Origin of the sequence: Streptomyces sp. NRRL S-378 (genome assembly GCF_000720645.1) — a bacterium.
Classification (GTDB): Bacteria; Actinomycetota; Actinomycetes; order Streptomycetales; family Streptomycetaceae; genus Streptomyces.
Genome location: NZ_JOBX01000018.1, coordinates 93,571 through 118,836, shown reverse-complemented (window position 1 = coordinate 118,836; position 25,266 = coordinate 93,571). Strand labels below are relative to the sequence as shown.

The 25,266-nt window shown below is 67.9% G+C and carries 23 protein-coding genes and 1 pseudogene; 12 read left to right on the top strand and 12 right to left on the bottom strand.

Going from position 1 to position 25,266, the window contains the following annotated elements:
• A partial coding sequence (locus tag IH80_RS0116075; RefSeq protein WP_051809390.1) for a DUF6716 putative glycosyltransferase occupies window positions 1–1,095 on the bottom strand: 1,095 nt, incomplete at its 3' end.
• 176 nt (window positions 1,096–1,271) lie between these two features.
• Here IH80_RS0116075 and IH80_RS0116070 point away from each other — a divergent pair.
• Both IH80_RS0116070 and IH80_RS0116065 read left to right on the top strand, forming a co-directional pair.
• Window positions 1,272–2,252, top strand: a complete 981-nt coding sequence (locus IH80_RS0116070; protein WP_030961099.1) for a glycosyltransferase family 2 protein — start codon at window positions 1,272–1,274, stop codon at window positions 2,250–2,252.
• A complete protein-coding gene (locus IH80_RS0116065) occupies window positions 2,252–3,586 on the top strand; it encodes a polysialyltransferase family glycosyltransferase (protein ID WP_030961098.1) in 1,335 nt (444 codons plus the stop codon). Before IH80_RS0116070 ends, IH80_RS0116065 begins: the two co-directional genes overlap by 1 nt.
• A 27-nt stretch (window positions 3,587–3,613) precedes the next feature.
• On the opposite strand, the pseudogene IH80_RS0116060 reads toward IH80_RS0116065, so the two are convergent.
• Window positions 3,614–3,841: pseudogene (locus IH80_RS0116060) on the bottom strand (LysE family transporter); the annotation flags it as partial.
• 32 nt (window positions 3,842–3,873) lie between these two features.
• Between IH80_RS0116060 and IH80_RS41485 the strand changes: the two are divergent.
• From IH80_RS41485 to IH80_RS0116030, 4 genes are all read left to right on the top strand, one after another.
• Window positions 3,874–5,451 (top strand): recombinase family protein, encoded by a 1,578-nt coding sequence (locus IH80_RS41485; RefSeq protein WP_030961094.1) that lies wholly within the window; start codon window positions 3,874–3,876, stop codon window positions 5,449–5,451.
• A 1,345-nt stretch (window positions 5,452–6,796) separates the two neighbouring features.
• The gene (locus IH80_RS47365) at window positions 6,797–7,099 is read left to right on the top strand and encodes an HNH endonuclease (protein WP_078906556.1); all 303 of its coding nucleotides are present in this window, start codon (window positions 6,797–6,799) and stop codon (window positions 7,097–7,099) included.
• 893 nt (window positions 7,100–7,992) lie between these two features.
• The gene (locus IH80_RS0116035) at window positions 7,993–8,259 is read left to right on the top strand and encodes a hypothetical protein (RefSeq protein WP_158943486.1); all 267 of its coding nucleotides are present in this window, start codon (window positions 7,993–7,995) and stop codon (window positions 8,257–8,259) included.
• A 92-nt stretch (window positions 8,260–8,351) separates the two neighbouring features.
• Window positions 8,352–9,575: a phage major capsid protein gene (locus tag IH80_RS0116030; RefSeq protein ID WP_158943484.1), complete on the top strand. Its 1,224-nt coding sequence runs from the start codon at window positions 8,352–8,354 to the stop codon at window positions 9,573–9,575.
• Between the two features lie 78 nt (window positions 9,576–9,653).
• Here the strand turns inward: IH80_RS0116030 and IH80_RS0116025 are convergent, their stop codons facing one another.
• The 7 genes from IH80_RS0116025 to IH80_RS0115995 form a co-directional block, all read right to left on the bottom strand.
• Complete coding sequence (locus IH80_RS0116025) at window positions 9,654–10,118, bottom strand: hypothetical protein (protein ID WP_030961089.1); 465 nt, start codon at window positions 10,116–10,118, stop codon at window positions 9,654–9,656.
• A gap of 79 nt (window positions 10,119–10,197) precedes the next feature.
• The gene (locus tag IH80_RS0116020) at window positions 10,198–10,422 is read right to left on the bottom strand and encodes a DUF397 domain-containing protein (RefSeq protein WP_030961087.1); all 225 of its coding nucleotides are present in this window, start codon (window positions 10,420–10,422) and stop codon (window positions 10,198–10,200) included.
• Between the two features lie 532 nt (window positions 10,423–10,954).
• Window positions 10,955–11,785: a helix-turn-helix domain-containing protein gene (locus tag IH80_RS0116015; protein WP_037880107.1), complete on the bottom strand. Its 831-nt coding sequence runs from the start codon at window positions 11,783–11,785 to the stop codon at window positions 10,955–10,957.
• The gene (locus IH80_RS0116010) at window positions 11,782–12,309 is read right to left on the bottom strand and encodes a DUF6879 family protein (protein WP_030961084.1); all 528 of its coding nucleotides are present in this window, start codon (window positions 12,307–12,309) and stop codon (window positions 11,782–11,784) included. Before IH80_RS0116010 ends, IH80_RS0116015 begins: the two co-directional genes overlap by 4 nt.
• Entirely contained in the window at window positions 12,293–12,484 is a 192-nt protein-coding gene (locus IH80_RS46010; protein WP_078906553.1) for a hypothetical protein, read from the bottom strand. The genes IH80_RS0116010 and IH80_RS46010 overlap by 17 nt, the downstream gene beginning before the upstream one ends.
• 375 nt (window positions 12,485–12,859) lie before the next feature.
• Entirely contained in the window at window positions 12,860–13,510 is a 651-nt protein-coding gene (leuE, locus tag IH80_RS0116000) for a leucine efflux protein LeuE (RefSeq protein WP_030961081.1), read from the bottom strand.
• A 45-nt stretch (window positions 13,511–13,555) separates the two neighbouring features.
• Complete coding sequence (locus IH80_RS0115995) at window positions 13,556–15,136, bottom strand: acyl-CoA mutase large subunit family protein (RefSeq protein WP_030961080.1); 1,581 nt, start codon at window positions 15,134–15,136, stop codon at window positions 13,556–13,558.
• Window positions 15,137–15,315: 179 nt separating this feature from the next.
• Here IH80_RS0115995 and IH80_RS39390 point away from each other — a divergent pair, with 179 nt between their 5' ends.
• The gene (locus IH80_RS39390; RefSeq protein WP_078906552.1) at window positions 15,316–16,188 is read left to right on the top strand and encodes a L,D-transpeptidase family protein; all 873 of its coding nucleotides are present in this window, start codon (window positions 15,316–15,318) and stop codon (window positions 16,186–16,188) included.
• Between the two features lie 327 nt (window positions 16,189–16,515).
• Here the strand turns inward: IH80_RS39390 and IH80_RS0115980 are convergent, their stop codons facing one another.
• Together IH80_RS0115980 and IH80_RS0115975 are read right to left on the bottom strand one after the other, a co-directional pair.
• Complete coding sequence (locus IH80_RS0115980) at window positions 16,516–17,526, bottom strand: hypothetical protein (RefSeq protein ID WP_030961076.1); 1,011 nt, start codon at window positions 17,524–17,526, stop codon at window positions 16,516–16,518.
• Complete coding sequence (locus IH80_RS0115975) at window positions 17,526–18,278, bottom strand: RNA polymerase sigma factor (protein ID WP_030961074.1); 753 nt, start codon at window positions 18,276–18,278, stop codon at window positions 17,526–17,528. The genes IH80_RS0115980 and IH80_RS0115975 overlap by 1 nt, the downstream gene beginning before the upstream one ends.
• 372 nt (window positions 18,279–18,650) lie before the next feature.
• Between IH80_RS0115975 and IH80_RS0115970 the strand changes: the two genes are divergently transcribed.
• The 5 genes from IH80_RS0115970 to IH80_RS0115950 all read left to right on the top strand — a co-directional run bounded on the left by IH80_RS0115970 (window position 18,651) and on the right by IH80_RS0115950 (window position 22,774).
• Window positions 18,651–19,217, top strand: a complete 567-nt coding sequence (locus tag IH80_RS0115970; RefSeq protein WP_107056832.1) for a 2-oxo-4-hydroxy-4-carboxy-5-ureidoimidazoline decarboxylase — start codon at window positions 18,651–18,653, stop codon at window positions 19,215–19,217.
• Between the two features lie 152 nt (window positions 19,218–19,369).
• Window positions 19,370–19,750, top strand: a complete 381-nt coding sequence (sdhC, locus tag IH80_RS0115965; RefSeq protein WP_075970878.1) for a succinate dehydrogenase, cytochrome b556 subunit — start codon at window positions 19,370–19,372, stop codon at window positions 19,748–19,750.
• Between the two features lie 5 nt (window positions 19,751–19,755).
• Window positions 19,756–20,238 carry a succinate dehydrogenase hydrophobic membrane anchor subunit gene (locus IH80_RS0115960; RefSeq protein ID WP_030663932.1) on the top strand — a complete coding sequence of 161 codons (483 nt, stop codon included), beginning with the start codon at window positions 19,756–19,758 and terminating at the stop codon, window positions 20,236–20,238.
• Between the two features lie 23 nt (window positions 20,239–20,261).
• Window positions 20,262–22,016: a succinate dehydrogenase flavoprotein subunit gene (gene sdhA, locus IH80_RS0115955; protein ID WP_030961071.1), complete on the top strand. Its 1,755-nt coding sequence runs from the start codon at window positions 20,262–20,264 to the stop codon at window positions 22,014–22,016.
• Window positions 22,016–22,774: a succinate dehydrogenase iron-sulfur subunit gene (locus IH80_RS0115950; RefSeq protein WP_030663937.1), complete on the top strand. Its 759-nt coding sequence runs from the start codon at window positions 22,016–22,018 to the stop codon at window positions 22,772–22,774. Before sdhA ends, IH80_RS0115950 begins: the two co-directional genes overlap by 1 nt.
• 66 nt (window positions 22,775–22,840) lie before the next feature.
• Here IH80_RS0115950 and IH80_RS0115945 read toward each other — a convergent pair whose 3' ends face one another.
• A complete protein-coding gene (locus IH80_RS0115945) occupies window positions 22,841–25,264 on the bottom strand; it encodes a DUF4132 domain-containing protein (protein WP_063757296.1) in 2,424 nt (807 codons plus the stop codon).
• Window positions 25,265–25,266: the final 2 nt, after the last annotated feature.

Sequence of the window (25,266 nt, the reverse complement as noted above, 5' to 3'; positions counted from 1 at the left end):
GGTGTGGGGGTCGTGGGGGGGAGGGGCGGGGGGGTGGGGGTCGTGGGCCGCGACGTCCTCGCCCGCGGCCGGCTCGGCGCTCGTCGCGCCCGCCGGGCGGACGCCCTGGGCCGCGAGCCAGACCGGGTCGCCCTCCGGCAGGAGTCCCGCGTCGAGCTGGTCCCACGAGGCCAGGCAGCCGGAGCCCAGGAAGTGGTGGTTGCCGAGGGCCTCGCGGATGCCGAGGTCGGTGAGGACGGCCGTCGGGATGGAACGGTGCAGGGACTCCAGGGCGGCCGTCGAGGAGACGGTGACCAGCAGGTCGGCGCCGTCCAGCACCTCGCCCATGTTCCCGTACACCAGGCGGCAGTTGGCGGGCAGCCCGCCGCGGACGCGCTCGGCGAGCCGCTGGTAGGGCTGCTCCTCCAGGTGCGTGGTGTGTTCCCCGGGCTTGCTGCGCAGCTTGATCAGCACCTCGCGGTCGGGGTACTTGCGGGCGTGACCGGCGGCCCGTTCCAGCAGGTAGGCGCGGTCGGCGCGGCTGTCGGGCACGGAGGGCTGCACGGCGAAGACCACCGTGCGGGCCCGGCTCCCGGCCGGCTGGTAAGGGGCCCCGCCGAGGAAGGGCAGCGCGGTCTCGGTGACGGCGCCCGCGTCGGCGCCGACCCCCTCGTACACGGCGCGGAAGCGCTCCGCGTCGTGGCGGGAGTTGGCGAGGACGAGGTCGGCGCCGTGCCGCAGCAGCAGCCCGTCGGCGAGTTTCTCGTACACGACCCCGACGTATCCGGTGACGAGTACGGGGCGCCGGGCGGGGGCGGGCCACAGGGCGCGGGCCCCGTGCAGGACGGCCTGGACGGCCCCGCCGACGAGCGCGAGGACGACCACGTCGTAGCGCTCGCGTGCGATCTCGGTGAGGAACTCGGCGCAGGTCACCTCGGTGGGCCGGCCGGCCCGCACCCCCACCTCGCCGAGCTGGCGCGCGGTGGGCGTGGCCCGGCCGCGCAGCAGGTATCCGGTGAGCTGGTGGTCGGGCACGAGACGGCGGGCGGTGGTGGCGCCCCATTTCCATCTCGTGTCGGAATCGGCGAGTACGGCGACGCGTTTGCGTTCTGGCACGCGGCAGAAGCTATTCCGCGTTTTCGGTGATCGGCCCAACGACCGCACAACAGCGGGTTAACAAAGCGTCGACTGAATGCGAAAGCGCACGGGTTAACCCGCCCGCCCCGCGCCGTTCACATGAAATCCGCATCCGGGCCACGGTGAATGCCGGGCGGCGTCCTAATGTCTCGCGGGTGCCCAAGCTCTCTGTTGTCGTGCCGTTCTACAACGTCCGGACCTACGCGCCGGACGCCCTGCGGAGTCTCGAACTGAACGCCCGGGGGGATTTCGAGTTCCTGCTCGTCGACGACTGCTCGACGGACGGGACGCCGGACCTGCTGGAACGGGCGGCGGGTGAGCTCCCGGGGGCGGTGCACCTCAGACGCGCGAGCAACGGCGGCCTGGCCACCGCGCGCAACACCGGGCTGGACGCGGCCCGCGGCGAATACCTCGCCTTCCTGGACGGGGACGACTGGCTGGCCCCCGGCCACCTGGCCCGGATGCTGACCGCCATAGAGGCACTGGGCTGCGATTTCATCCGTACCGACCATGTGCGCTGCACGGGCCGGTCGCGGAGCGTGCAGCGCGTCCCCTTCGGTCCGCAGTCCGTCGTCGCCGATCCCCGCGGCGCGATCCTGCCCGCCGACCGGGCGACGTCGGTGGACTATCCGTACGCCTGGGCCGGCATGTACCACCGACGGCTGCTCGACCGCGGCCTGCTGCACTTCACCGACGGACTGCGCACGGCGGAGGACCGGCCGTGGATCTGGCGGCTGCACCGGCAGGCCCATTCCTTCGCGGCGGTCGGACTGCCCGGCGTCTTCTACCGGCGCGGTGTTTCCACGTCGTTGACGCAGATCAGGGACGAACGGCAGCTCGATTTCATCCGGGCATTCGATCAGGTCCTCTCCGAGGTCGCCGCCGATCCGGAATCCGATCTGCTCCTGCCGAAGTCCGTACGAACGTACTGCGCAATGATCGCGCACCATTTCGGATCCATCGAAAGGTACGAACCGGCCGTGGCAAAGAAACTCCGCCTCATGAGCACGGCCGCGCTCGGCCGCATGCCCCAGGACGTGCTCGACCGGGTCCTGGACTCGATGGACGCCGAGCGCTCCACGCTCCTGCGCCGCCTGCGCGGCGGCCGCCGCACCCCGTCGGGGGCGGCCGTCTGATGCTCACGCAGATCTTCCTGGCCTCCACCCTCTACGGCGCGGCCACGCTCGCGGCGGGCGTCGACGCGGGCTGCTTCCCGGCCGCGGGCCGCCGCATCCTGCTGACCAGCAACCACGCCGTCACCGCCGAGGTGGCCCCGGGCCTGACCGGTGCGCCGGGTTTCGCCGCCCTGCGCACCCGCTTCGACGAGGTGCTGGACTGGAACGCCGTGATCGAGCCGCAGCACCCGAGCACCTGGGCCCCGCGGGCCGAGGACGTACCTATCTGGGAGCGGCACCTGCGCGCGCTGTGGGACCTCGGCGAGGACAGGATCGAGCTGGTCGTGGAGTCCCTCCAGGTCCCGCCGGCCCAGTCCCTGTGCCGGCTCTTCCCCGGTGCGGCGGTCGACGTCTACGCCGACGGGCTGATGAGCTACGGACCCACCCGCTTCCGCCTCGACCCGCAGCTCGGGATGCGGGTGCGCCGGGTGCTCCACCTGGACCTGGTGCCCGGCCTGCAGCCGCTGCTGCTGGCGGAGTTCGGGACGCGCCGGGAGCTGGTGCCCGCGGAGGCCTTCCTGAAGGTCCTCGCGGAGCTCCCCCCGCACGGCCCGGACCTGGACGGCGTCGGGGGGTCCCCGGCCCTGCTGCTGGGCCAGTACCTGTCGGCGCTCGGCCTGATGACCCCGGACGAGGAGGAGGAGCTGCACGCCTCGATGGTCCGGGGCGCCTTCGCGCTCGGCCACCGGGACCTGGTCTTCAAGGCCCACCCCGGTGCGCCGGCCGAGTACGCCCGCCGGGCCGTGGCGGAGGCCGAACGGCTCGGCGCCCGGCTCACCGTGGCGAGCGGCCCGGTCCTGGCCGAGACCCTCTACCGGCTGCTGCGCCCGGCGCTGGTCGTCGGCTGCTTCTCCACGGGCCTGCTGACCGCCGCGACGCTGTACGGGCTGCCCGTCGCGCGCACCGGCACCGGGGCCGTGCTGGCCCGCCTGGACCCGTACCCGAACAGCAACCGGGTGCCGCTGGTGCTGGTGGACTCGCTGCTGCCGGACCTGGCGGACCCGGAGGCGGTCCGCGCCTGGACGCCCGCGTCCCTGGAGCGGGCCGGAGCGGAACGGGCCGGGCTCCTGACCGCCGTCGGATTCACCATGCAGCCGCAGATCCTGGCGGCGCGGCGGGGCGCGGCCGAGGCGTACCTGGCCGCGCACCTGGGCCCCGGAACCTGGCGGTACTTCACGCGGCGCCGGCTGACCGCGCTGGGGCTGCCCGGCGGCATCCCCGCCCAGCTGTCGTTCCTGCCGCGCAGCCGGACCGTGCGGCGCGTGGCCCGGACCCTGCGCCGCGTCCTGAACTGACGGGCCGAGGCGCTCGGCCTGCGGTCCTCAGCCGGCCGCGAGCTTGGCCGCGAAGCCCAGGAACAGCACGCCCGCCGCCGAGGTCGCCCCGGCCGACAGCCGCTTGCGCCGGCGGAAGGCCTCCGACAGGCGGGTGCCGCCGAATATCAGCAGCGTCAGGTACAGGAAGCTGCCGGTCTGCAGCAGTCCGCCCAGGACGAGGAACGACAGCGCCGGGTAGGCGTAGGACGGGTCCACGAACTGCACGAAGAAGGCGGCAGAATCCAACTGCCTGTACCCTCGCGCCCATGACCGCTACGAAGACCGCTCCCGAGTGGACCGCCGAGGAGCTGGCAGAGCTGGCCGAACTTCAGGCCAGGAACGAGGCGCTGCCGGAGGGCGCGCCCCGTGGACTCCTGTCGGTGCGACTGTCGATCCTCACCGAGGACACCACCAGCCCAGCGCGGCAGGAACTTGACCTTCGTCGCCATGCCATCCGAGAGGGCGTCAGGGTTGTCGGCGTGGCCAGGGACCTCGGAGTGTCTGCAACCAAGAAGGCGCCTTGGGAGCGGAAGGAACTCGGGGACTGGCTCAACAACCGCATACCAGAGTTTGACCTCATTCTGTTCTGGAAGTTGGACCGGTTCATCAGGCGCATTTCCGACCTACACGAAGTCATCAAGTGGTGCGAGAAGTTCGGGAAGAACCTGGTTTCTCTGAATGACACGCTTGACTTGTCATCCCCCATGGCTCAGGCAATGGTGACGTTCGTCGCAGCAGTCGCAGAGATTGAAGCCGCAAACACTAAGACCCGCGTTTCATCCCACTGGGAATACACGAAGCAGCAGGATCAATGGCGTATTGGTAAGCCCTCGTATGGCTACAAGACCGCCAAGGCGGGCGGGAAAATCCGTCTAGTGCAAGATCCCAGGCAGGCACGGGCCGTGCGCTACATGTACCAAGCCGCAATGCGGGGAGTTCCGGCAAACCGAATCGCCAAGGTTCTAGACAGGGCCAAGGTCGCAACCTACAGCAACGGCAAGTGGAACAATCAGCAGGTCCTCAGGATCCTTAGGAATCCCGCCGTTAAGGGGCTTCGCACTGAGGGGGGAACGAAAACAGGCGCCTACAAATCTACGCCGGTGCTAGACAAGAAGGGCCAGGAAATCAGGGTCACGGATGAACCGATCCTGACCGATGAAGAATTCGAGGGCGTACAAGCGGCACTTGCCACCCGCTCGAAGAACAAACGTCATCATGAGAAGAACCGCCGCCCCACCAGGTTCCTTGGCGTCATGAAACATGAATGCGGAAGAAACGTTAGCGAAACGAACAGCTACAAAACGCTCTCTACTGGCGAAGTGAAAGAGTACCGATACTTGCGGTGCCCCGAATGCCGGAAGCCCGGATTCGTCACACCGGATCCTGAGCATGTGTACTCGGCTCTGGCCCAGGCCGTCTTTGAGGCCCTGGGTGATTACGAGGTGATCCGGCGCGAGTACGCCCGAGGCGACGAGAACAGGCGTGAGCGCAAACGACTGGAAGATTCCATCGCCTACTACATGTCTGGGCTGGAGCCTGGCGGAAGGTTCGATAAGGCCGGATTCGTTCGCGAGAAGGCAGAGACCACGCTAGACGCCCTCATGAACGACTTGACGAAGATCGACCCGGAGTCCACAAAGGATAGGTGGGTCTACGAAAGCACCGGCATGACCTACAGCCAACATTGGAAGATCGGCGGCGTAGAGGCCATGGAAAAGGATCTACTGAGCGCCGGAATCACTTTCGAACTTGGCAAACAGGACGATGGGGAACTGTTGGGTCAGTTGGTCATTCCGCACGATGTAGAAAAGCGACTGATCAGGATGGACAACAACTGGAGTTGACCATCCGGCACACTCCTTGAAACCAAGATGCCCCCCTCCTCGCGGAGGGGGGCATTCTCTATGTCAACCTTCGGCGGGATAGACGACATCAGCAACGACTTTCCGGTTGCCGTCCTGATCCTGGATAACGGTTACAACTCGCACACGCCCCCTGTCCGCGCCGAGACCCTGTGCCGGGCGCCAGTAACGAAGGAACCTTGCATCACCACCCCCTGGCGAAGTCAAAGGGACCGTTTAAACGGTCTCCTTGAACCCGCCACCCCGCCAGGGGTACAACTCAATCAGAACCCAAGCCAGGAAAGGACACGTCGGTACCCGCATGGCTAATCGCTCCGATGCCGCTAAGGCACGACACGGCCAATGGGTATTCACCCTGGCCACGGCCGAGGCTCCCGGGGCCGACGCTCTCAAGACTCACAGGCTCACGCGCAAAGACGCGTGGCCCAACTTCACTCGCTTCCTCATTGCCGTTGGTACCCGCTGGGGGACCTGGGGCGAGGACGTACGTCCCTCCCTCGACCGGATCCAAGAGGCAACCGGTATCGACAGGTCTAAGGCCAATCGATGGCTGCACACTGCTGTGGACCTTGGCTATCTCTCCGTCGCCCGTCAAGGGTCCCGAGGAGTCGCCACGACCTACCGAATCAATCTCCCCGGAGAAAAGGCAGAGAAAGCCCCTCAGGGCCGTTCTGACGCCCCTTGGGTATCCCAGCCGGCGAGGCCTTCCGAAAGGCGCCCTGCGGGCATTCCAGGGCCGCCGATGGCGCCCGCGCCGAGCGGGCCCCACACGCTTAAGTGGGATGACATGAGCTGGGAGGCTCAGGCGGTGTTCCTGTCGGCCCCCGCCGAACGGGGGCAGCAATGGAAACCGGAGTACGGCTCTTACGATGCCGCCGTTAGGGCGGCCGTGGCCCATAACCCCTACTTGCCCGTGTAGCCCTCCCTGTCTCACAGGGAGGGGTTCCATGCGATAGAGGAGAAGTGCCCCTGTGTCACAACAGTGGTGCTGCTGTCTCACCACTGCACCTTGGCTGTCTTACAGTCCTGGGCTTTCTGAGACGTAACTAGTAACTAAGAACTACAGACCCCTACGGGGTCTGTTAGCTACTCGCAAGCTCGTAGCTATGCCCTGGCCGTTCGAAGAGCGGGCAAAGAGCCAGGCTCCCTAACGGGCCCTGACTCCGGCCAAGGCTTCAAAGGGGTGCACCCCCATTCAAACAGGGGTGCACCTTCTATCGGATCTAACAGAGGCGCCCCATCAGGGCGCCCTATAGCCAGCTAGACCCTCGGCCAATCAGCCGAGGCATTCTCACTAGCTCGCTCCGCTCACCGCCAAGGAAAAGCTATGCCCTATCTGCTCTGTTCATCTTGCCAGAAGCTGCGTCCTCTCGGGACGCAATGCCCTTGTGCTGGTTCACGGCGCAGGTATGCGCCTAAGCCTCACGCCAGAGCCAAGGGAAGATATGACTACCGCTGGCAGAAATCCAGGGCCGCAGCGATAGCAGCGCAGCCCTGGTGTTCCTTCTGTGGCACTGGCAGCGATCTCACCGGAGATCACATCTTGCCGCTTTCGAGGGGCGGCACGTCCGACCCTTCTAACATCCGCGTGCTGTGCCGTAGCTGCAACAGTGCCCGAGGTAACCGGTAGGGGGGAGTCAAAACTCTGAGCAAAATCCATTTTCCGCAGCCCCCCTTTCCCTTAATTAGCGTGCTTGAGGACATCGGACAGCGTGGGCAGCGCATGAGGGTGTATTTGCACGTCAGAGCGCGTATGGACGCGTAATGCCTGAGGACATGCCTGAGGACATTTGGGGGACGGTTGTCCCCACTTTGTGGATGGGAGATCGACAGTGAACCGATGCCTGTATTGCAAGAGTCGGATGCTGGCCAGGGCCAGGAACGGCAACGTGAAGGCGACCTGCGGGGCGCCTGAGTGCCTGAAGGATCGGGAGCGGGAAAGAAAGCGCACGGTCCGCGCTAAGGCCCGTGGGGACGCTCCTGCGGCCCTTCCACAGCCTCAGCCGGCCTCGGGGGCCAAGGGGGCGTTTATGTCGCCTTGGGGGCAGGTCTACGCCTCCGAGATGGAGGCTTGGGCTGATTGCCTATTCACGGGCGGCCTCGACGGCCTGGGCGAGGTCTCTTCGGAAGTTCAGTACGAGCGACGTCAGATGCTGTCCGCTGTGACGCCTTCCGCCGATTAACGGGTCTATAACCCATGCAGCTACCCAATAGGGAATCTGTGGAAGTCTCCCGCACGCCGTGAGGCGTTCGGGGCCGAGGGATGGTCACTCCTTCAAATGATAGTTGCGGGCCAGAGTCTGGCGCGGTTCCCGGGATGCTCCACCCGGGGGCTGCGCCTTTCTCATGCCTAAGCGTAAACGTGACCCTTCCTCCGAAAGGAAGCAATGACTGTTGAACTGACTCTGACTTGTTGGCGATGCACTGAAGCCTTTACCCGTGATCTCGGGCCAGGGGCTCCGCCGAGGTTCTGCGGCGCTACGTGCCGCGATGCGGCGAAGCGTGCTCGACAGAGGCTCGCCTATGAACAGCGAGCCGAACTACGAAGGATGCAATATGAACTTCCGCGCTGAACGCGACGCCTATAAGAAGGAACGAGTGAAACCGTACGACTACGGCTATTCGATGTCCGTCCTTCTTTCCGCCGAGGATCACACGCTCGGCACTGCGGCCTGCGATAGGGCGTCCGAGTGCCGCGCCAAGGCAGACGCGTGCAAGAGCCCCGAGGCGCGACGTGAGTGGCTGACTCACGCCAATGAGCTTTACGCGTTTGTCGCTCAGTCCCTCTAGCTATCCCACACACACCAACTAGGTCGCTCGGCATCCGCCGAAGCGGCCTTCTTTGTGCCCGGTGACCATCCGGCCCTAGTATGGAGAACATTTTGAAGCAGCTTCGTAAGATGTTTGAGACTGCCGAGTCCGAGGATCGCGGACTCACCTCGCGAGAGATTGCAGCGGTCATTAACTCGATTCCGGCTGAAGAGCGCATGGCGCGAACTGAGATTCTGGCGGCGGTTAATGGCGAGGGTGGCGCGGATTCTCCGGAAGTCCGAGACGCTATCGCCTCTACCCTCCGCGCCATGGAGATGCGCGCGGCCGATTCCCGCGAGGATCGAGACCGAGCCGATTGGGAGAACGAGGTTCGCTCTCTTACTAATCGCTCCGGGATCGCGGCTATGCCGACCGGCGGTAAGGGCTTCCGTGAAGATGCCGACGAGTGGCGCGGCCTGCTGCCGTCGCTCAACGAGTATCGGGCTCTCATCTCTGAGGGTGTTCCCGGCGACGGTGGTTACACCGTGCCCGACCAGATATCCACGAAGTACATTGACGCGCTGAAGGCGAACTCGACGTTCCTGCGCGGCCTCCCGGCCGAAAGCATCATTCCTTTCACGTCGGACACCCTTTCTGTACCGCAGCTTGTTTCCTCCACGGGCGCCGACTATGCCGCCGAAGGCCAGCCCATTCCGGCGGGCCAGATGGTGTGGGGTGAAGTCAAGTTCACCGCGAAGAAGATCGGCGAGATTCAGTGGTGTTCGACCGAGGTCTTGGAGGATTCGGCGCTGGATCTTCGGCGGATCATTGCTGACAATCTTCTGCGTGACGCTTCGCTGAAGTTTGATGCTGATGCTTTCACCGGCTCGGGTGCTAACCCCATCAAGGGCGTGGTTTCTCAGGGAATCACGACGACCCTGGGGGCCGGAAAGGTCACGGTGACCTATGACGACCTGGCGGACGCGGTGGCCCGAATCGAGGCCACTAACGGGCGCCCTTCCGTGGTCTGGGCCTCTACCGATATGGCTGCTGCGCTCCGCAAGGAGAAGGCGAGCGGATCGGGTATTTACCAGGGCGGTCAGCCGACTGACTCCCCGGCTAGCACCGCATGGGGTCTCCCCATCCTGGTGAGTAGCTTCCTTGCGCCCAAGACCGTTGTAGTCGCAGACGCCTCTCGAATCGTTGTCGGTGTCCGCCGAACTGCTCAGGTGAAGGTCAGCGAGGATGCTCGATTCGACGTCGATCAGGTCGGCTTCAAGCTGACTATGCGCATGGCTGGTGTTTCTCTCGCCGAGCCTGCATCGGTGCAGATTGTCAAGGCCGCTGTTAGCTAGGCCGGCTGCCAGTGAAATCCCCCGTACCCAAAAGGTGCGGGGGATTTTCTGCATTCCTGCGCTAACCGCGTCACGGGTCTACCGGGCCGGACACGGGAGGTCAGGAGCAGCGCGGTTTGGGGAGCACGTCACAAGGGCGACCGAGTGGAAGACAGTGCCTGTCAGGTAGTGGCCTAGGGACACGTCCCCACCCCACGTCAGCCGCTCGACTGCGGCCTTTACCAGGAGAACCAGCCTGGTCACTTCCCGGTCCTCCTCAGAGGCGAACCGTGGGGCGAATTCGGCGAGTTGGAGCCCCATCCATTCGCCCGCCTCCTTGGGTTCCTCCCATGTCCCTCGGATCATGGACGGCGGTTTCATGAGCCAGTGCGCCGTCTGGATAGGCGGAACGCCACAGGTCGGGAACGCGGCCACGGCTTCCCGGTATCGGTCGTGTACGTCCTTGTCGCTGTTCGCGGTCGGGGCCTGGCCGGGGGGCCTGCGGATGCTCTCTTTGTCGAAGGTCTTCTTCTCCCCGACCCATGCGTAAGCGTGGTGGTGCACTTGGCTCCGTTCCCTGGAATGGCGACGGCCCCGCCCGTCGGCGAATGGGCGGGGCCGTCAGTCAGGTAGTGCTCAGAAGTCAGGCGGAGAGACCGAAGCGCACGGGGTCGATTCCCGCCGCGTCCAGCTCCGCCGTGGTGAAGCGCAGCGGCTCGGCGTTCGGGCGCTTGCTGTCACCCATCGCCCACGCGTCCGGCCCGATCTTCGCGAGCGTCACGCACGCCTCGCCGTCCGGGTGGGTGTTACCGCCGCATGCCTTCGAGAATTCGGCTCCCTCGATGGGGAGCCCGTACAGGTCGGTCATAGCTATGCCCTTCCTGATCTGCTGACGGCCCAGGGAGGCCGTCTCCCGCCCCTATTGGGCGGAAGTTTCTGTGATCCTCATGGCCTCCGCTATTCGCTCCACCACGTCAGCCGACAGCATTCCCAGGTGTACGTACGGCTTGCCGGTATGCGTAACCGAGGGGCGTATTCCGCTCCATGTGGACTCGGGGACGCCTAGGGAGGCCAGGGCTGCGCGTAGGGATTCGGCGGCGTCTGTGGCCCGCCCATGGCCGTCTCTCCATGTCTGCATGTCCATCACGCCACGGCCGGTTTCGGGGTGGGGCATTCCCCCGAATGCCGGTACACCAGGACCGGCGGACCGGAAGCACGCTCGATGGTTCCTCGGCGCACAGGATCGAGAGGCTTAACGGCCCCGAGGCAGGCCGAACACTTGGATCCGGGGGGCGCGTAGGTCACGTACTCCCACTCGTCCGTCTTGCTCGCCATTGCGCACCCTTCGCCGCTGTCTCCGGGAATCGACAGCCAATGATGTTCGGGCGAGAGGTGGAGTTCTAGCCGGTTTCCTGTTCGCGCAAAAGCTCGTCTCGAATGGCTTCGATCAGCGCCCGCATGTCGTCACCGGCAACGGCGGTTGCGCTGAATCCCTCGAACTTGGAGACGTATAGGGCGATGTCCCTAGGATCGGTCACCACCGTTTCCGCATGAACTGTCTCGACCGTCACCGTGCGCTCGTCTTTGATGGAGAACGAGTGGCCCGGGAAATCCGTCTGGAGGGCCGACAAGGCGACGATTCGGATATCCACATTGGGGAATCGGGATACGGAAATCAGACGGTCAAGCTGCCCGACCAGCATCAAGCGTGGGAGGATGCGCCACCGGAGTACCGATTCCGTGATGATGAACCGGAAGGTCTTCCCTTCCGAGTAAAGGACACTTTGCCGTGCCAGCCTCGCGCCGATGGTGCGCTCTAGCTGCTCTTCTGCCAGGTTCCTCCGGGCGAAAACCGCCCGCACATATTCGGGAGTCTGAAGCAAGCCGGGCACAAGCGAGGGCTGAAACAGACGCAGCAAAGTCGTTTGCGCTTCTAGTGCTTGGACCTGCTGCTGTTTCCGGCTGTATCCCATGCGTCGGATAAGGCGCCATGCCGTGGCTTCCGTTGCTGCGGCTCTGACAGCCTCCAGGTATTCCGCCTTGACCTCATCCGAAACGCCGAGGGCTGTAAGGATGCGCTCGACGTCTGCGACGGTCGGAGCAACCTTGGCAGTTTCAATCTTGCTGAGCTTGCTTGCAGACATGACCGCGCTGCGAGCGACGGCCTTGGCTTCCTTCCCGGATGCCTGCCGAAGCGCCCGCAGCGCGGTCCCTAGCTGTGCTCTGTTCACTCTCCGTACTTCGCCCACCATTCGGGGAATGGCACGGCGCGAGCCAGGGCCGTATCCCTATATGTCAGGAACCGGGGCAGCTCTTCTTCGCCGAGGAAGTCGGCGCCCAGGTATTTGCCCTGGCCGTCATAGTTCATGGCTCCGATGACTCGCTCATCGAATAGCCAGAAGTCCGGCGCGTCCGGGATCGGGTTTTCCTGGCCGGTCGTATCCAGGATGAAGAACTCTTCCCCGGCCGCCATGTTGCGGCGATATCCCCAGGAGAGTTCGAATCGCAGATAGTCCGTCAGCGGACGGGCGAGGATATGAACGCGGTAAATTCGCTTACCTGCCCGGACTGCATCCCCGACCGTAGTCATCCATCCAGCGGTTTTGTAATCCTCCGGCTGGGGCTCGCCGGCCAGGAATGCGCGATAGGCGTCGACGCCACCCGACTTGCTGTAATCGTCCAAAGTCTCCAGCCGGAATGCTTCCCGGCTGAAGTCGTTGAACCAGTCGCCCAGCGTCTTAGATGAGGTTGTCACGAATGGCCCTTCGGATCAGCTCCATAGGGATTTCCACCATGGTTTCGTGAGCTGGAATCTCTCGCCCGTGGTCAGCCACGCGGCCACCCTGGACAACCAGCGTTCCCCGATCCGTCAGAAACAGAGCGGGACACTCCCCGTCATCGCAAGTGCTTACCAGTCGTGTCAGCTTCACAACCTGTCCCCTCGCCGTCGGGTGTCGCCTCCGATGCTCGCGTCCCCAACTCGGAGGAACAAGGGGTTCGAGTTTCCAGAACAGGAAATCGGCGCCGCCGGGGATCGATGATCGGCGGGGCGCCACGGCCGGGCCTAGAGGGTTGGGGCCTCAGGGCGTCTCAGGGCTGCTCACGGCCTTCACGGTGAGGGGCTGCCGCCTCCGCCTACTGGGTGCACTGACAAGGGCAGAGAACGGGGTGACCTTGGGTGGGTGCTGGGGCTCCTTCAGGGGCTTCTCGGGCAGGCCGAGGGCTCGCAGTGCCTCTTGCTGCTCCTGGAGGCTCAGGCGGGCGAACAGGGCCGCAGCGTCGTCAAGGTGAGACATGCCCGCCCCCTACGCGCTTGCCAGAGACAGCTTCGCGGCGAACCCCATGAAGAGCACCCCGGCGGCCGAGGTGACCCCCGCGCTGAGCGTCCTCCGGCGACGGAACACGGCAGCCAGGCGGGTCCCGCCGAAGATGAGCGCAGACAGGTACAACACGCTTGCCATCTGGAGGAGTAGGCCCAGAGTCACGAACCCCACGATGGGGTTGGACTCTGACACGAACTGCACGAAGAAGGACATCAGGAAGAGGATGGCCTTCGGGTTGAGGAGGCTGATCAGCAGGGCCCGCCGGTAGGGCCGTTCGTTCTCCGCGGGGTCGGCGGGGGCATCGGCCCGCGCCTCGTCCCGTTCCCGGCGCGTGCGCCACAGCGCCCAGGCGCCCCGCATCATCCCCACGGCGAGCCAGGCCAGGTACCCGGCGCCGAGGAACTTCACCAGGGTGAACACCAGCGGGCTCGCCCGGAGCAGGGCCCCGGCACCCAGGGCGGTCAGCGCCATCAGCACGGCGTCGCCGGTGAATACCCCGGCGGCGGCCTTGTAGCCCGTTCGCACACCGCGGCGGGCGGCGACGGACAGCACGTAGAGCGAGTTCGGTCCCGGCAGGAGAATGATCAGAACGAGGCCGGCGAGGTACGTCGGCAGGTCGATGACACCCAGCATGTGCAGGAGTGTCCCATGAGGACACACCTGACGCTCCACCGTGTTTCACCATGTGGAACCGGTGGGCTCGTACGTCCCCCACACCTCCCGCAGCGCCCCGCACACCTCCCCCACCGTGGCCCGCGCGCGCAGCGCCTCCTTCATCGGGTACAGCACGTTCGCGGTGCCCGCCGCCGCCTCCCGCAGGGCCGCGAGCGCCGCCGTCACCGCCGCCCCGTCGCGCTCCGCCCGCAGCCGTGCCAGCGCCGCGCACTGCCGCTCCTCGATCGCCGGGTCCACGCGCAGCGGCTCGTACGGCTCCTCGCGCTCCAGCGCGAAGCGGTTGACCCCGACCACCACCCGCTCGCCGCTGTCGGTCTCCCGCGCGATGCGGTAGGCGTTCCGTTCGATCTCCGCCTTCTGGAAGCCGGCCTCGATGGCGGCCACCGCTCCGCCCTGCTCCTCGACGCGCCGCATCAGGCCCAGGGCCGCCGCCTCCAGTTCGTCCGTCATCCGCTCCACCGCGTACGACCCGGCGAAGGGGTCCACGGTGTGCGGTACGTCCGTTTCGTGCGCGAGGACCTGCTGGGTGCGCAGCGCGAGGCGGGCCGACTTCTCCGTCGGGAGCGCGATCGCCTCGTCGAAGGAGTTGGTGTGCAGCGACTGGGTGCCGCCCAGCACCGCGGCCAGCGCCTGCACGGCGACGCGCACGAGGTTCAGCTCGGGCTGCTGCGCGGTGAGCTGCACGCCGGCGGTCTGGGTGTGGAAGCGCAGCATCATCGACCTGGGGTCCCGCGCCCCGAACTCCTCCCGCATGACGCGGGCCCAGATCCGCCGGGCGGCGCGGAACTTCGCGACCTCCTCCAGCAGGGTGGTGCGGGCGACGAAGAAGAAGGAGAGCCGCGGCGCGAACTCGTCGACGGCCATCCCCGCCGCGAGGGCCGTACGGACGTAGGCGATGCCGTCGGCGAGGGTGAAGGCCACCTCCTGTGCGGGCGAGGCGCCGGCTTCGGCCATGTGGTAGCCGGAGATGGAGATGGTGTTCCACCGGGGGATCTCGGTCCGGCAGTAGCGGAAGGTGTCGGCGGTCAGCCGCAGCGAGGGCGCGGGCGGGAAGATGTACGTCCCCCGGGCGATGTACTCCTTCAGGACGTCGTTCTGGATCGTCCCCGTCAGTTGCGCGCCCGGAATGCCCTGTTCCTCCGCGACCAGCTGGTAGAGCAGCAGCAGGAGGGCGGCGGGCGCGTTGATCGTCATCGAGGTGGAGACGCGGTCGAGGGGGATGCCGCCGAACAGGGTCCGCATGTCGTCGAGCGAGTCGACGGCCACCCCGACCTTGCCGACCTCGCCGTGGGCGAGGGGCGCGTCGGAGTCGTGGCCCATCTGGGTGGGCAGGTCGAAGGCGACGGACAGCCCGGTGCCGCCGCCCGCGATGAGCTGCCGGTAGCGGGCGTTGGACTCGGTGGCGGTGCCGAAGCCGGCGTACTGCCGCATGGTCCAGGGCCGACCGGTGTACATGGTCGGATAAATCCCCCGGGTGTAGGGGAAGTCCCCAGGTGCACCCAATTGGACCTCTGGGTCCCATTCCGTCAGATCGCCCGGTCCGTAGACCGGTTCGACCGGGATTCCGCTCTCCGTGCTGGCCATGTGACGAAGTCCTCCGTAGAGCAACCGTGCCCGGGGCTGATACAACCGTGCCCGCGCGTCGCTTCTTAAGGCCGTGGACGGTTGCTGGTCACAATGGCGCAACATCCCGGAACCCTGTGCAACTCTCCTCGCGCGCCAGGCATCACCTAGATACACGACGTAGAAACCGGGGGACTGCAATGCAGCGCCAGAGAGTCATAATCCGCACGATCGGGGTGGCCACCGCCGTCGCGCTCGCCGCGACCGCCTGCGGTCCGCAGAAGACGGAGTCCGCCGGCTCCTCCTCCGCGGCACCGTCCTCGCCCACGGCGGGCGCCACCCCCGAAGCCTCCCCGTCCACCGACAACAAGCCCGGCGAGCCCTCGCCGTCGGCCTCGGCGTCCGCCTCCGCCTCCCCGTCGGCCTCGCCTTCGCCCTCGGTGAAGCAGATCATGGCCAACGGCGACGAGAGCGAGCAGGTCCGCGAGCTCCAGGCCCGTCTGAAGCAGCTCAAGCTGATGACGGTCGCGCCGACCGGTTTCTACGGCTCGAAGACGACGGCCGCGGTGAAGTCCTTCCAGTCGAAGAACGGCCTGGACGCGACCGGCGGGGTCGACGACAAGACCTGGAAGAAGATCCAGAGCTCCAGCAAGAAGCCCACCGCCGACGAGCTGCGCCCGCCGACCACCAACGAGGTCGCCGCGCCGGACCCGCGCTGCATGACGGGCCGCGTCATGTGCATCAGCAAGGAGAGCCGCACCCTCGCCTGGATGATCGACGGCAAGGTCGTCTCGACGATGGACGTCCGCTTCGGCTCGGAGAACACCCCGACCCGCGAGGGCGTGTTCAACGTGGGCTGGAAGGCCAAGGACTGGACGTCGACGATCTACCACACGCCGATGCCCTACGCGATGTTCTTCAGCGGCGGCCAGGCCGTGCACTACTCCGCGGACTTCGCCGCCCGCGGCTACAACGGCGCCTCGCACGGCTGCGTGAACGTCCGCGACAAGGGCAAGCTGTCGAAGCTCTTCGACGACGTGCAGGTCGGCGACAAGGTCGTCGTCTACTGGTGACCCCGCGGAGGGTGACGCCGGGGGCCCGGATGCCGGGCCCCGACCACGGAGCCGACCACGCAGGCCGCCGCGAGCCGGTGGAACGCATCAGGCCGTCCCTTTCGCAGCCCGCCGGACCGGCGGGCTGCGAAAGGGACGGCCTGTCCCGTTGAACGGGTCGAAGTAAAGGGCGCGGGCAGGGCCGGGGGAACGTGCCCCGCCCGCGCCGGTTGCGCAGAGCCCAGGGGTACGGGGGGAACCCCGGCTCATGCGCGGCCGATGACCAGTCGGCTCGATTAGTACTGCGTCACCGGTTCGAAAAGTGTTACAGGCAGGTCAGCACATGTTTCAGCGGGCCGCGCGCAGGGGCGTGGAGCCCTGCGGGACCGCGGGCGACAGGGTCGGTGCCCTGAGCGTCCCGCCCAGGGGGGCGTCGCGGTGCTCGGTGCCGTCGGCGTCCCCCTCCAGCACCGAGGCGCAGAAGGCCGGGATCCGCAGGAGCCCGTCGGCCAGCCGTGAAAGCCGCTCGCGCCGGTCGTCGTTGAGCCGGCCCTTGCGGTACTCCTCGCAGAGGTCGACCTTGAGCCGCCTCTCCTGCTCGCGCTGCCGCTCCCTGCCCAGCTCGCCGGTGCCCAGGGTGTCCGGGCTGACCTCCCGGTCGCCGGGACCGCTCTGGTCGTCCCTGGTGCCCCGGCCCGAGCCGCCGGACGCCGAGCTGCCCGGGAAGGTGTCGGGGACCGTTCCGGCGCCGGGTGTCGCCCGGCCGCCCGCGGTGGGCGACGGCGAGACGGGGACGAACCCCGGGTTCGAGCCTTCGGGCAGCGGGGTGGGCAGCAGCTTGGGGATGACGGTCGGGGCGCTGCCGCCGACGTCCGGGACCGGGCTCTCCCCGGCGCTGACCGACATCGCCGGTCCGGGTCCCGCGGTGTCCTGCCGGGCCCGGTCCAGCAGCCCCACGCCGGCCGCGGCGGCCAGACCGCCCGCGGCGACGCTCGCGAGGGCGGCGGCCAGACCGAAGCTCACGGTCCGGGCGCGCCGACGGGCGGGCGCGGGCGCGGAGAGGACGTGGCCGAGGGCGACCAAGGGTTCGGGGGAGGCGTCGGCCGCGGACGGCACGGTGGCGGGACGCGCGGCGCCGCGCGCCGCTCGGTAGGCCGCCACCGCTGGCTCCTCACCGGGCAGTTCCGTACCCGGGGGTGCAGCCGCCATCGCGGCCAGGGCGTCCAGGGCGGCCCGCAGCCGGGCGGCCTCCGTCGCGGCACGCGTGTCGGCGGCGGGCCCCACAGGTTCCGTCGGTCCGCCGCGCAGGAATGCTTCCGCCGCGGCCTCGTCCAGCCACCTGTCGCGCTCGTCGGCCATCACATGTCCTTCTGCGTCCGCCAACGTGAATGCGTCACACCGGTTTGTTCTGCGTAACTGCCGCCCCTGCCACGCTGTGCGGGTACGGCGTCGAGATCCCTCCCGCCCCCGCCGTCCCACGCATGGCCACCGGCATTATGGCCGACCGCGCCGCCCGCCTTGGACCCGGTGCCCTGACCTGCCTCGAAGCCGCCGTCCGCGCCCTGCGCGGCGAGCAGTTCCGCCAGCTTCTTCAGACCGCGGTGCGCGGCGGTGCGTACGGCGCCGGGCCGCTTGCCCAGGGTCTCGGCCGCGCTCTTGGCGTCCAGGCCGACCACGACCCGCAGGACGACGGCCTCGGCCTGGTCCTGGGGCAGCTGGGCTATGAGCGCCATGGTGCGCCCGGTGTCGAGGGACTCCATCGCCGCGCCGGCCGTGTCGCACTCGGCGGCCCAGCCGGTGAGCTCGGTGTCGTCGCCGCCGATGGCGGGGCGGCGGCCGCGCATGCGTATGTGGTCGAGGGCCCGGTTCCGGGCGATGCGAGCGGCCCAGCCGCGGAAGCGGTCGGCGTCGCCGGTGAAGGAGTCGAGGTCGCGGGCTATCTGCAACCAGGCCTCCGAGGTCACGTCCTCGGCATCGCCGTCTCCGACGAGCGTGCGTACGTAACCGAGCAGGCGTGGGTGCACAGCACGGTACACAGCACGGAACGCGTTCTCGTCGCCGTCCTGTGCCGCGAGCACCGCGGCGGTCAGCTCCGCGTCGTCCCCCAGCAAAGTCCCCAACCTGTCCTGTACGTGTGGCGCAAATCAGCACGTTACGGCTTTCAAGCACCTCTCGTCCACGAGTGATACAACGCGCAACCAATCCTGCGCGGAGCGAGGTGTGACACAAAACGCACCCCCGGCGCTGACAGGGGTACGGGCTTGTCGCACGAGCCCGTGACGGATGGCGGCCGGGGCCTCTCCTGTGGGGGGTGGCGGCCTCGGTCGCCCTCCCCCTTTCGGGCATCCCACCATGCCCGCCCGGCGCGCCCACGTCATCCTTTCGGCTCACTTCCGGGTGAAATCCCCGCACGGGTACGACACACCCTGCCCTGCGTCGATAGCGTTGCAGCACACCCGCGCCACGCCCCGAGGAGCCCCCCGCTGTCCAGCCATCTTCCGGCACAGGCCCGCGGCTGCTCCGACCCGTCCCACGGCCCCGGACTGACGCGGTTCAACACGCTGTCCCCCGAGGCCGCCCGGGCGGTCCTCCTGCACTGCTGCGGCAGCCGCCGCTGGGCGCACCGGATGGCGGCGCACCGCCCCTACCCGGACCCGGCCGCCCTGCTCGCCGCCGCGGACGAGGCCTCGTACGACCTGTCGCAGTCCGACCTGACCGAGGCGCTGGCGGCGGAGCACTCGGCCGAGCTGGACCACGGGGCGCCGTACGCCGCGCTGCTGGCCCTCGACGCGGCCCATGCGGAGTACGAACGGAAGTTCGGCCACGGCTTCGTGATCTGCCTGGACGGCCACCCGCAGGAGGAGCAGGCCGACCAGCTCCTGGGGGCCATCCGGCGGCGGATGGGGCACGAGGTGGACGAGGAACGCTCGATCTCCGCGGACGAGCTGCGGCGTGTCGCGCAGTCCCGGCTGCTGGATCTGACGCGCTGGCTGGCCCGCTCCGAGGGGGCATCTATGGCTGAAATCGGGCTATTCGCCCCTGTGGGATAGCCCGTACGTGCCTGTTTGATCACACAGCCGGACCCCGGGCGAGGGAACCGACAAGTCGTCGCTACGATGTCCGGGGCCGGTGGACCGTACCCGGCCGGGCCCGACCGACAAAGAAGCCGGCTGGCCCCCGCCCCGCTTCCGGAGGGTTTTCCGTGCCGGCTGGAACGTTGTACCGCGGCCGGGAAGGAATGTGGTCCTGGGTGGCTCATCGAGTCACCGGCGTCCTCATCTTCTTCTTCCTGTTCGTACACGTCCTCGACACCGCTCTCGTCCGCGTCTCTCCCGAGGCGTACGACGATGTCGTGGCCACCTATAAGACTCCGATCGTCGCGCTGCTGGAGTACGGCCTCGTCGCCGCCATCCTGTTCCACGCGCTCAACGGTCTCCGTGTCATCGCCGTGGACTTCTGGTCCAAGGGCCCGCGCCACCAGAAGACGATGCTCTGGTGGGTCGTGGGCATCTGGGTCGTGCTGATGGTCGGGGCCCTCTACCCCGTGCTCGGCCACGCCTACCTCGAACTGTTCGGGAAGTGACGCGCATGTCCTCTGACACTTCTTCCGCCAAGGTCATCGGCGACGTGGAGGGCGTTTCCCTCTACGACGTCGACAACCCCGCGCCGTACATCGAGGCCCCGCGCAAGCGCACGGGCAAGACGCCCCGCTCGACGCGCGGCAACTTCGAGATGGTCGCGTGGCTCTTCATGCGCCTCTCGGGCATCGTGCTCGTCGTCCTCGTCATCGGCCACCTGCTGATCCAGCTGGTGCTCGACGGCGGCGTCTCCAAGATCGGCTTCGCCTTCGTGGCCGGCCGCTGGGCGTCCCCGTTCTGGCAGGTCTGGGACCTGCTGATGCTGTGGCTGGCCATGCTGCACGGCGCCAACGGCCTGCGTACCGTCATCAACGACTACGCGGAGCGTGCCAACACGCGGCTGTGGCTGAAGGGCCTGCTCTACACCGCCACGGTGTTCACCATCCTTCTGGGCACGCTGGTGATCTTCACCTTCGACCCGAACATCCGCTAGGCAACGGGGCTGAGGCGAAACCAATGAAGATCCACAAGTACGACACCGTCATCGTCGGCGCCGGTGGCGCGGGCATGCGCGCCGCCATCGAGTCGACGAAGCGCAGCCGCACCGCGGTGCTGACGAAGCTCTACCCCACCCGCTCCCACACGGGCGCGGCGCAGGGCGGCATGGCCGCCGCGCTGGCGAACGTGGAGGAGGACAACTGGGAGTGGCACACCTTCGACACGGTCAAGGGCGGTGACTACCTGGTCGACCAGGACGCCGCCGAGATCCTGGCGAAGGAGGCCATCGACGCGGTCCTCGACCTGGAGAAGATGGGCCTGCCGTTCAACCGCACCCCGGACGGCACCATCGACCAGCGCCGATTCGGCGGTCACTCCCGCAACCACGGTGAGGCGCCGGTCCGCCGGTCCTGCTACGCCGCGGACCGCACCGGTCACATGATCCTCCAGACGCTGTACCAGAACTGCGTCAAGGAGGGCGTGGAGTTCTTCAACGAGTTCTACGTCCTGGACCAGCTCCTGGTCGAGGAGGACGGCGTCAAGAAGTCGGCCGGTGTGGTCGCGTACGAGCTCGCCACCGGCGAGATCCACGTGTTCCAGGCCAAGGCCGTCATCTACGCCTCCGGCGGCACCGGCAAGTTCTTCAAGGTGACCTCCAACGCGCACACCCTCACGGGTGACGGCCAGGCGGCCTGCTACCGCCGCGGCCTGCCGCTGGAGGACATGGAGTTCTTCCAGTTCCACCCGACGGGCATCTGGCGCATGGGCATCCTGCTGACGGAGGGCGCCCGCGGTGAGGGCGGCATCCTCCGCAACAAGGACGGCGAGCGCTTCATGGAGAAGTACGCGCCGGTCATGAAGGACCTCGCGTCCCGTGACGTCGTCTCGCGCTCCATCTACACCGAGATCCGTGAGGGCCGCGGCTGCGGTCCGGCCGGTGACCACGTGTACCTGGACCTCACCCACCTGCCGCCGGAGCAGCTCGACGCGAAGCTCCCGGACATCACCGAGTTCGCGCGCACCTACCTGGGCATCGAGCCGTACACGGACCCGATCCCGATCCAGCCCACCGCGCACTACGCCATGGGCGGCATCCCGACCAACGTCGAGGGTGAGGTCCTGGCGGACAACACCACCGTCGTCCCGGGCCTGTACGCGGCCGGCGAGGTCGCCTGCGTGTCGGTGCACGGCGCGAACCGCCTGGGCACCAACTCGCTGCTGGACATCAACGTCTTCGGCAAGCGCTCCGGCATCGCCGCGGCCAAGTACTCGCAGGAGAACGACTTCGTCGAGCTCCCCGAGAACCCGGCGCAGCAGGTGTCGGACCTCGTCGAGCGCCTGCGCAACTCCACGGGCAAGGAGCGGGTCGCCGAGCTGCGCCTGGAGCTCCAGGAGACGATGGACGCGAACGTGATGGTGTTCCGCACGGAGCAGACCATCAAGACCGCGGTCGAGAAGATCGCGGAGCTGCGCGAGCGCTACAAGAACGTGTCCGTCCAGGACAAGGGCAAGCGCTTCAACACGGACCTGCTGGAGGCCATCGAGCTGGGCAACCTGCTCGACCTGGCCGAGGTCATGGCCGTGTCCGCCCTGGCGCGCAAGGAGTCCCGCGGTGGTCACTACCGCGAGGACTACCCCAACCGCGACGACGTCAACTTCATGCGCCACACCATGGCGTACCGCGAGGTCGGAGCCGACGGCTCGGACTCGGTCCGGCTCGACTACAAGCCGGTCGTCACGACCCGCTACCAGCCGATGGAGCGTAAGTACTGATGGCTACCCCCACCCTGGACAAGATGGAAGAGGCGGCTGCGGCCTCCCCGTACATCACGGTCACCTTCCGGATCCGCCGCTTCAACCCCGAGATCTCGGACGAGTCGCAGTGGCAGGACTTCCAGATCGAGATCGACCCGAAGGAGCGCGTGCTCGACGGTCTCCACAAGATCAAGTGGGACCTGGACGGCACGCTCACCTTCCGCCGCTCGTGCGCGCACGGCATCTGCGGCTCGGACGCGATGCGGATCAACGGCAAGAACAGGCTCGCCTGCAAGACGCTGATCAAGGACATCAACCCCGAGAAGCCGATCACCGTCGAGGCCATCAAGGGCCTCACGGTGATGAAGGACCTCGTGGTCGACATGGAGCCCTTCTTCCAGGCGTACCGGGACGTCATGCCGTTCCTGGTCACCAAGGGCAACGAGCCGACGCGCGAGCGCCTGCAGTCCGCCGAGGACCGCGAGCGCTTCGACGACACCACCAAGTGCATCCTGTGCGCCGCGTGCACGTCCTCGTGCCCGGTGTTCTGGAACGACGGCCAGTACTTCGGCCCGGCGGCGATCGTCAACGCGCACCGCTTCATCTTCGACTCGCGTGACGAGGCCGGCGAGCAGCGGCTGGAGATCCTGAACGACAAGGACGGCGTGTGGCGCTGCCGCACGACCTTCAACTGCACCGACGCGTGCCCGCGCGGCATCGAGGTCACCAAGGCGATCCAGGAAGTCAAGCGTGCGCTGATCACGCGCCGCTTCTGACCTCCCGGTCCCTGCCTGCACGAGGGCCCCGTCCCCGGTTCACCCCGGGGGCGGGGCCCTCGTGCGTCACCGGCGGTTCAGCTGGCTGGTGATCGTCGGGTCGGTGATCTCCGTGTCCTTCGCGAGGAGCATCGCCTTGGAGAGGATGACGGCCAGCGTCCGGTCCCCCTCGAAGGGCAGGTAGCCGGGGTCGGCGCCGGCCGCGCCCGCGCCGCCGGGCACGATGCACAGGTACTGGTCGTTCGGCGACATCAGGATGTTCCCCGAGCCGAGGTGGATCTTGTACGTGTGCAGCTCGCCGCGGACGTGGAGGAAGCGGCCCTCCACCGTGCAGCGGTCCGCGACGGCCAGGCGCGGCACCAGCCGCTCCAGCAGCGCCCGCCGGGTCTCCGCGCTCTGGCCCAGTTCGCCGAAGCCGTACGAGGTCCAGTAGTCCCGGAAGCGGCCCCCGGGCCCGCCGTCGGACCAGGACGGGTCGTTGCCGATGCTGGCCACGCCCACGAACAGGTCCACGTCGCGCAGGACCTCGCTCAGCACCAGCTCGGGTATCTGCGTGAGCGGCAGCGGGGCGACCCTGCGGCGCCGGCCCTCCGCGGGCCCCATCGCATACCCGCCGCCGTACGTGCTCGCCCAGTTCTGCGGGGCGTCGATCGGGTAGAACCGCACCTGGTCGGTGCGCAGCCGCAGGTAGGTCCCCGAGTCGGTGGTGTCGATCCCGTACTCGTGCCCCTCGCCCTCGATCCAGTACTCGGCCCGCAGCCCCCACTGGGGCAGCTCACGGGTGGCGGGCGGGACGGAGTCGTCGACGCACAGGCGGAGCCTGTTGTGCCATCCGCGCGCCGAGGTCAGCGAGTTGAACTGGTGCTGGCGCAGGACGTGCGCGGCGAACCGGTTGGAGTACGTCCGCGTCCTGCGTTCGGCGTCGGTCAGCAGGTACACCTCGCGGTGGGCCTGCTTGAAGGGCTGGGTCACGGTGTGCCGCTCCAGCCACTCCCGCCAGGCCAGCACCTCGGCGGGCTCCCGGCCGACGGGGTGCCACAGCTCGACGGCGGCGCCCTCGGTGACGGTGGCGCCCGCGAGGGTGCGCAGTGCCCCGTCGGCGAAGCAGACGGGCGTCCCGTCCACGGTCCAGATCAGCCGCCGGGCCAGGGTGCCGACCAGCGGGTGGTCGAGGTACCGCGCGCGCCACTGCCCGTACGCCCAGCGGCGGCGGGCGAGGAACTGCCGGTCCAGCCGCTCCGCCTGCGCCGACAGGGACTTCTCCATGTCCTTGACCAGGCCCTTGAGCTCCCTGAGCTCCTCGGGATGGTCCCGCCGCACGGTGGAGGGTACGGTCTTGACCTGCTTCCCGGCGGCGTTGCGCCACAGCAGGGCGGCCCGGTTCCCGGACACCCGGAGCTCCGCGGCGGCCTCCCCGAAGCCGAAAGAGGCCTTCCCGACCTCCGTGAGCCCGTACGCGGGGACGGCCAGCTCCTCGATCTCCTCACGGCTCAGCCCGAGCGCGCCGGCCCGCGCCTGAAGCGCCGCATCGATGAGCTTGAGGGTGCCCTTGTACGTGACCCGGGTGCCCAGCCGGGCCAGCTCGGCGAGGGCCGCCTCCCCGTCGGCCCGGGCCAGGGCTCCCACCGCGGCGTTGGCGACCTTGGGGTTGCGGGGGCCCATCCCGGCGGCCTTGCGCAGCGAGGTCTCCACCAGCGCACCCAGGGCGCGTGCCGTGCCGGGGTGCACCGGGAGCAGGGACAGCGTCCAGACCAGGCCGCGCAGGGCGTTGGCGTTGTAGGGGTCGAAGGCGGCGTTGACCTCCGGCTCGTGCGCGGCCCGCTCCAGCTCGATGGTGCGGGGCCGTCCCACGAGGGCGAGCAGCGGCAGCAGGGCCTCGCGCACGGCCTCCGCGCCGAGGTCCTCCACGAGCGCCAGGCAGCGCTTCTGCCAGGCGGCGGAGGGCTTGGCGGCCCGGGCGGTCAGTGCGTGGGCGAGCAGTTCACGCAGCCGCCCGTCCTCCATGGCCCGCTCCGCCCACGCCTCGCCGACGTTGAGCACGGGTTCGGCGAAGCCCGCGGCGAACCGGACGAGTTCCTGGTCGCTGTAGGTGCTCACGGCGGTGCGCCGGACGGTCGCGATGACGGCGGGGGAGATCGCGCGGCCGGCGGCGGCCTCGGCCCTCACCAGGGACTCGCAGCGGTCGACGTACCAGAAGGAATGGGCGCGGCCCAGGACTTCGAGCTGTGCGGCCCGCTCTTCGGCCAGCGGCAGGTCGTCCAGGCCGTGTCCGACCAGCGCGGTCAGGGTGAGCAGCCTGACGCGGACCGGATGGGTGTCGCCCCCGTGCCGGTGGCGGTCGGCGAACGCCTCGACCACGCGGCGGCGGTCCTCGGGCGCCAGCTCCTGCATCTCGGCGAGCCGCGCCGTGACCGACGGGTGGTGGAGGGAGGAGTCGGCCACCCTGCGGACCAGCCGGTCCGCCATGACCTTGATCTTGACGTCGTCCATCG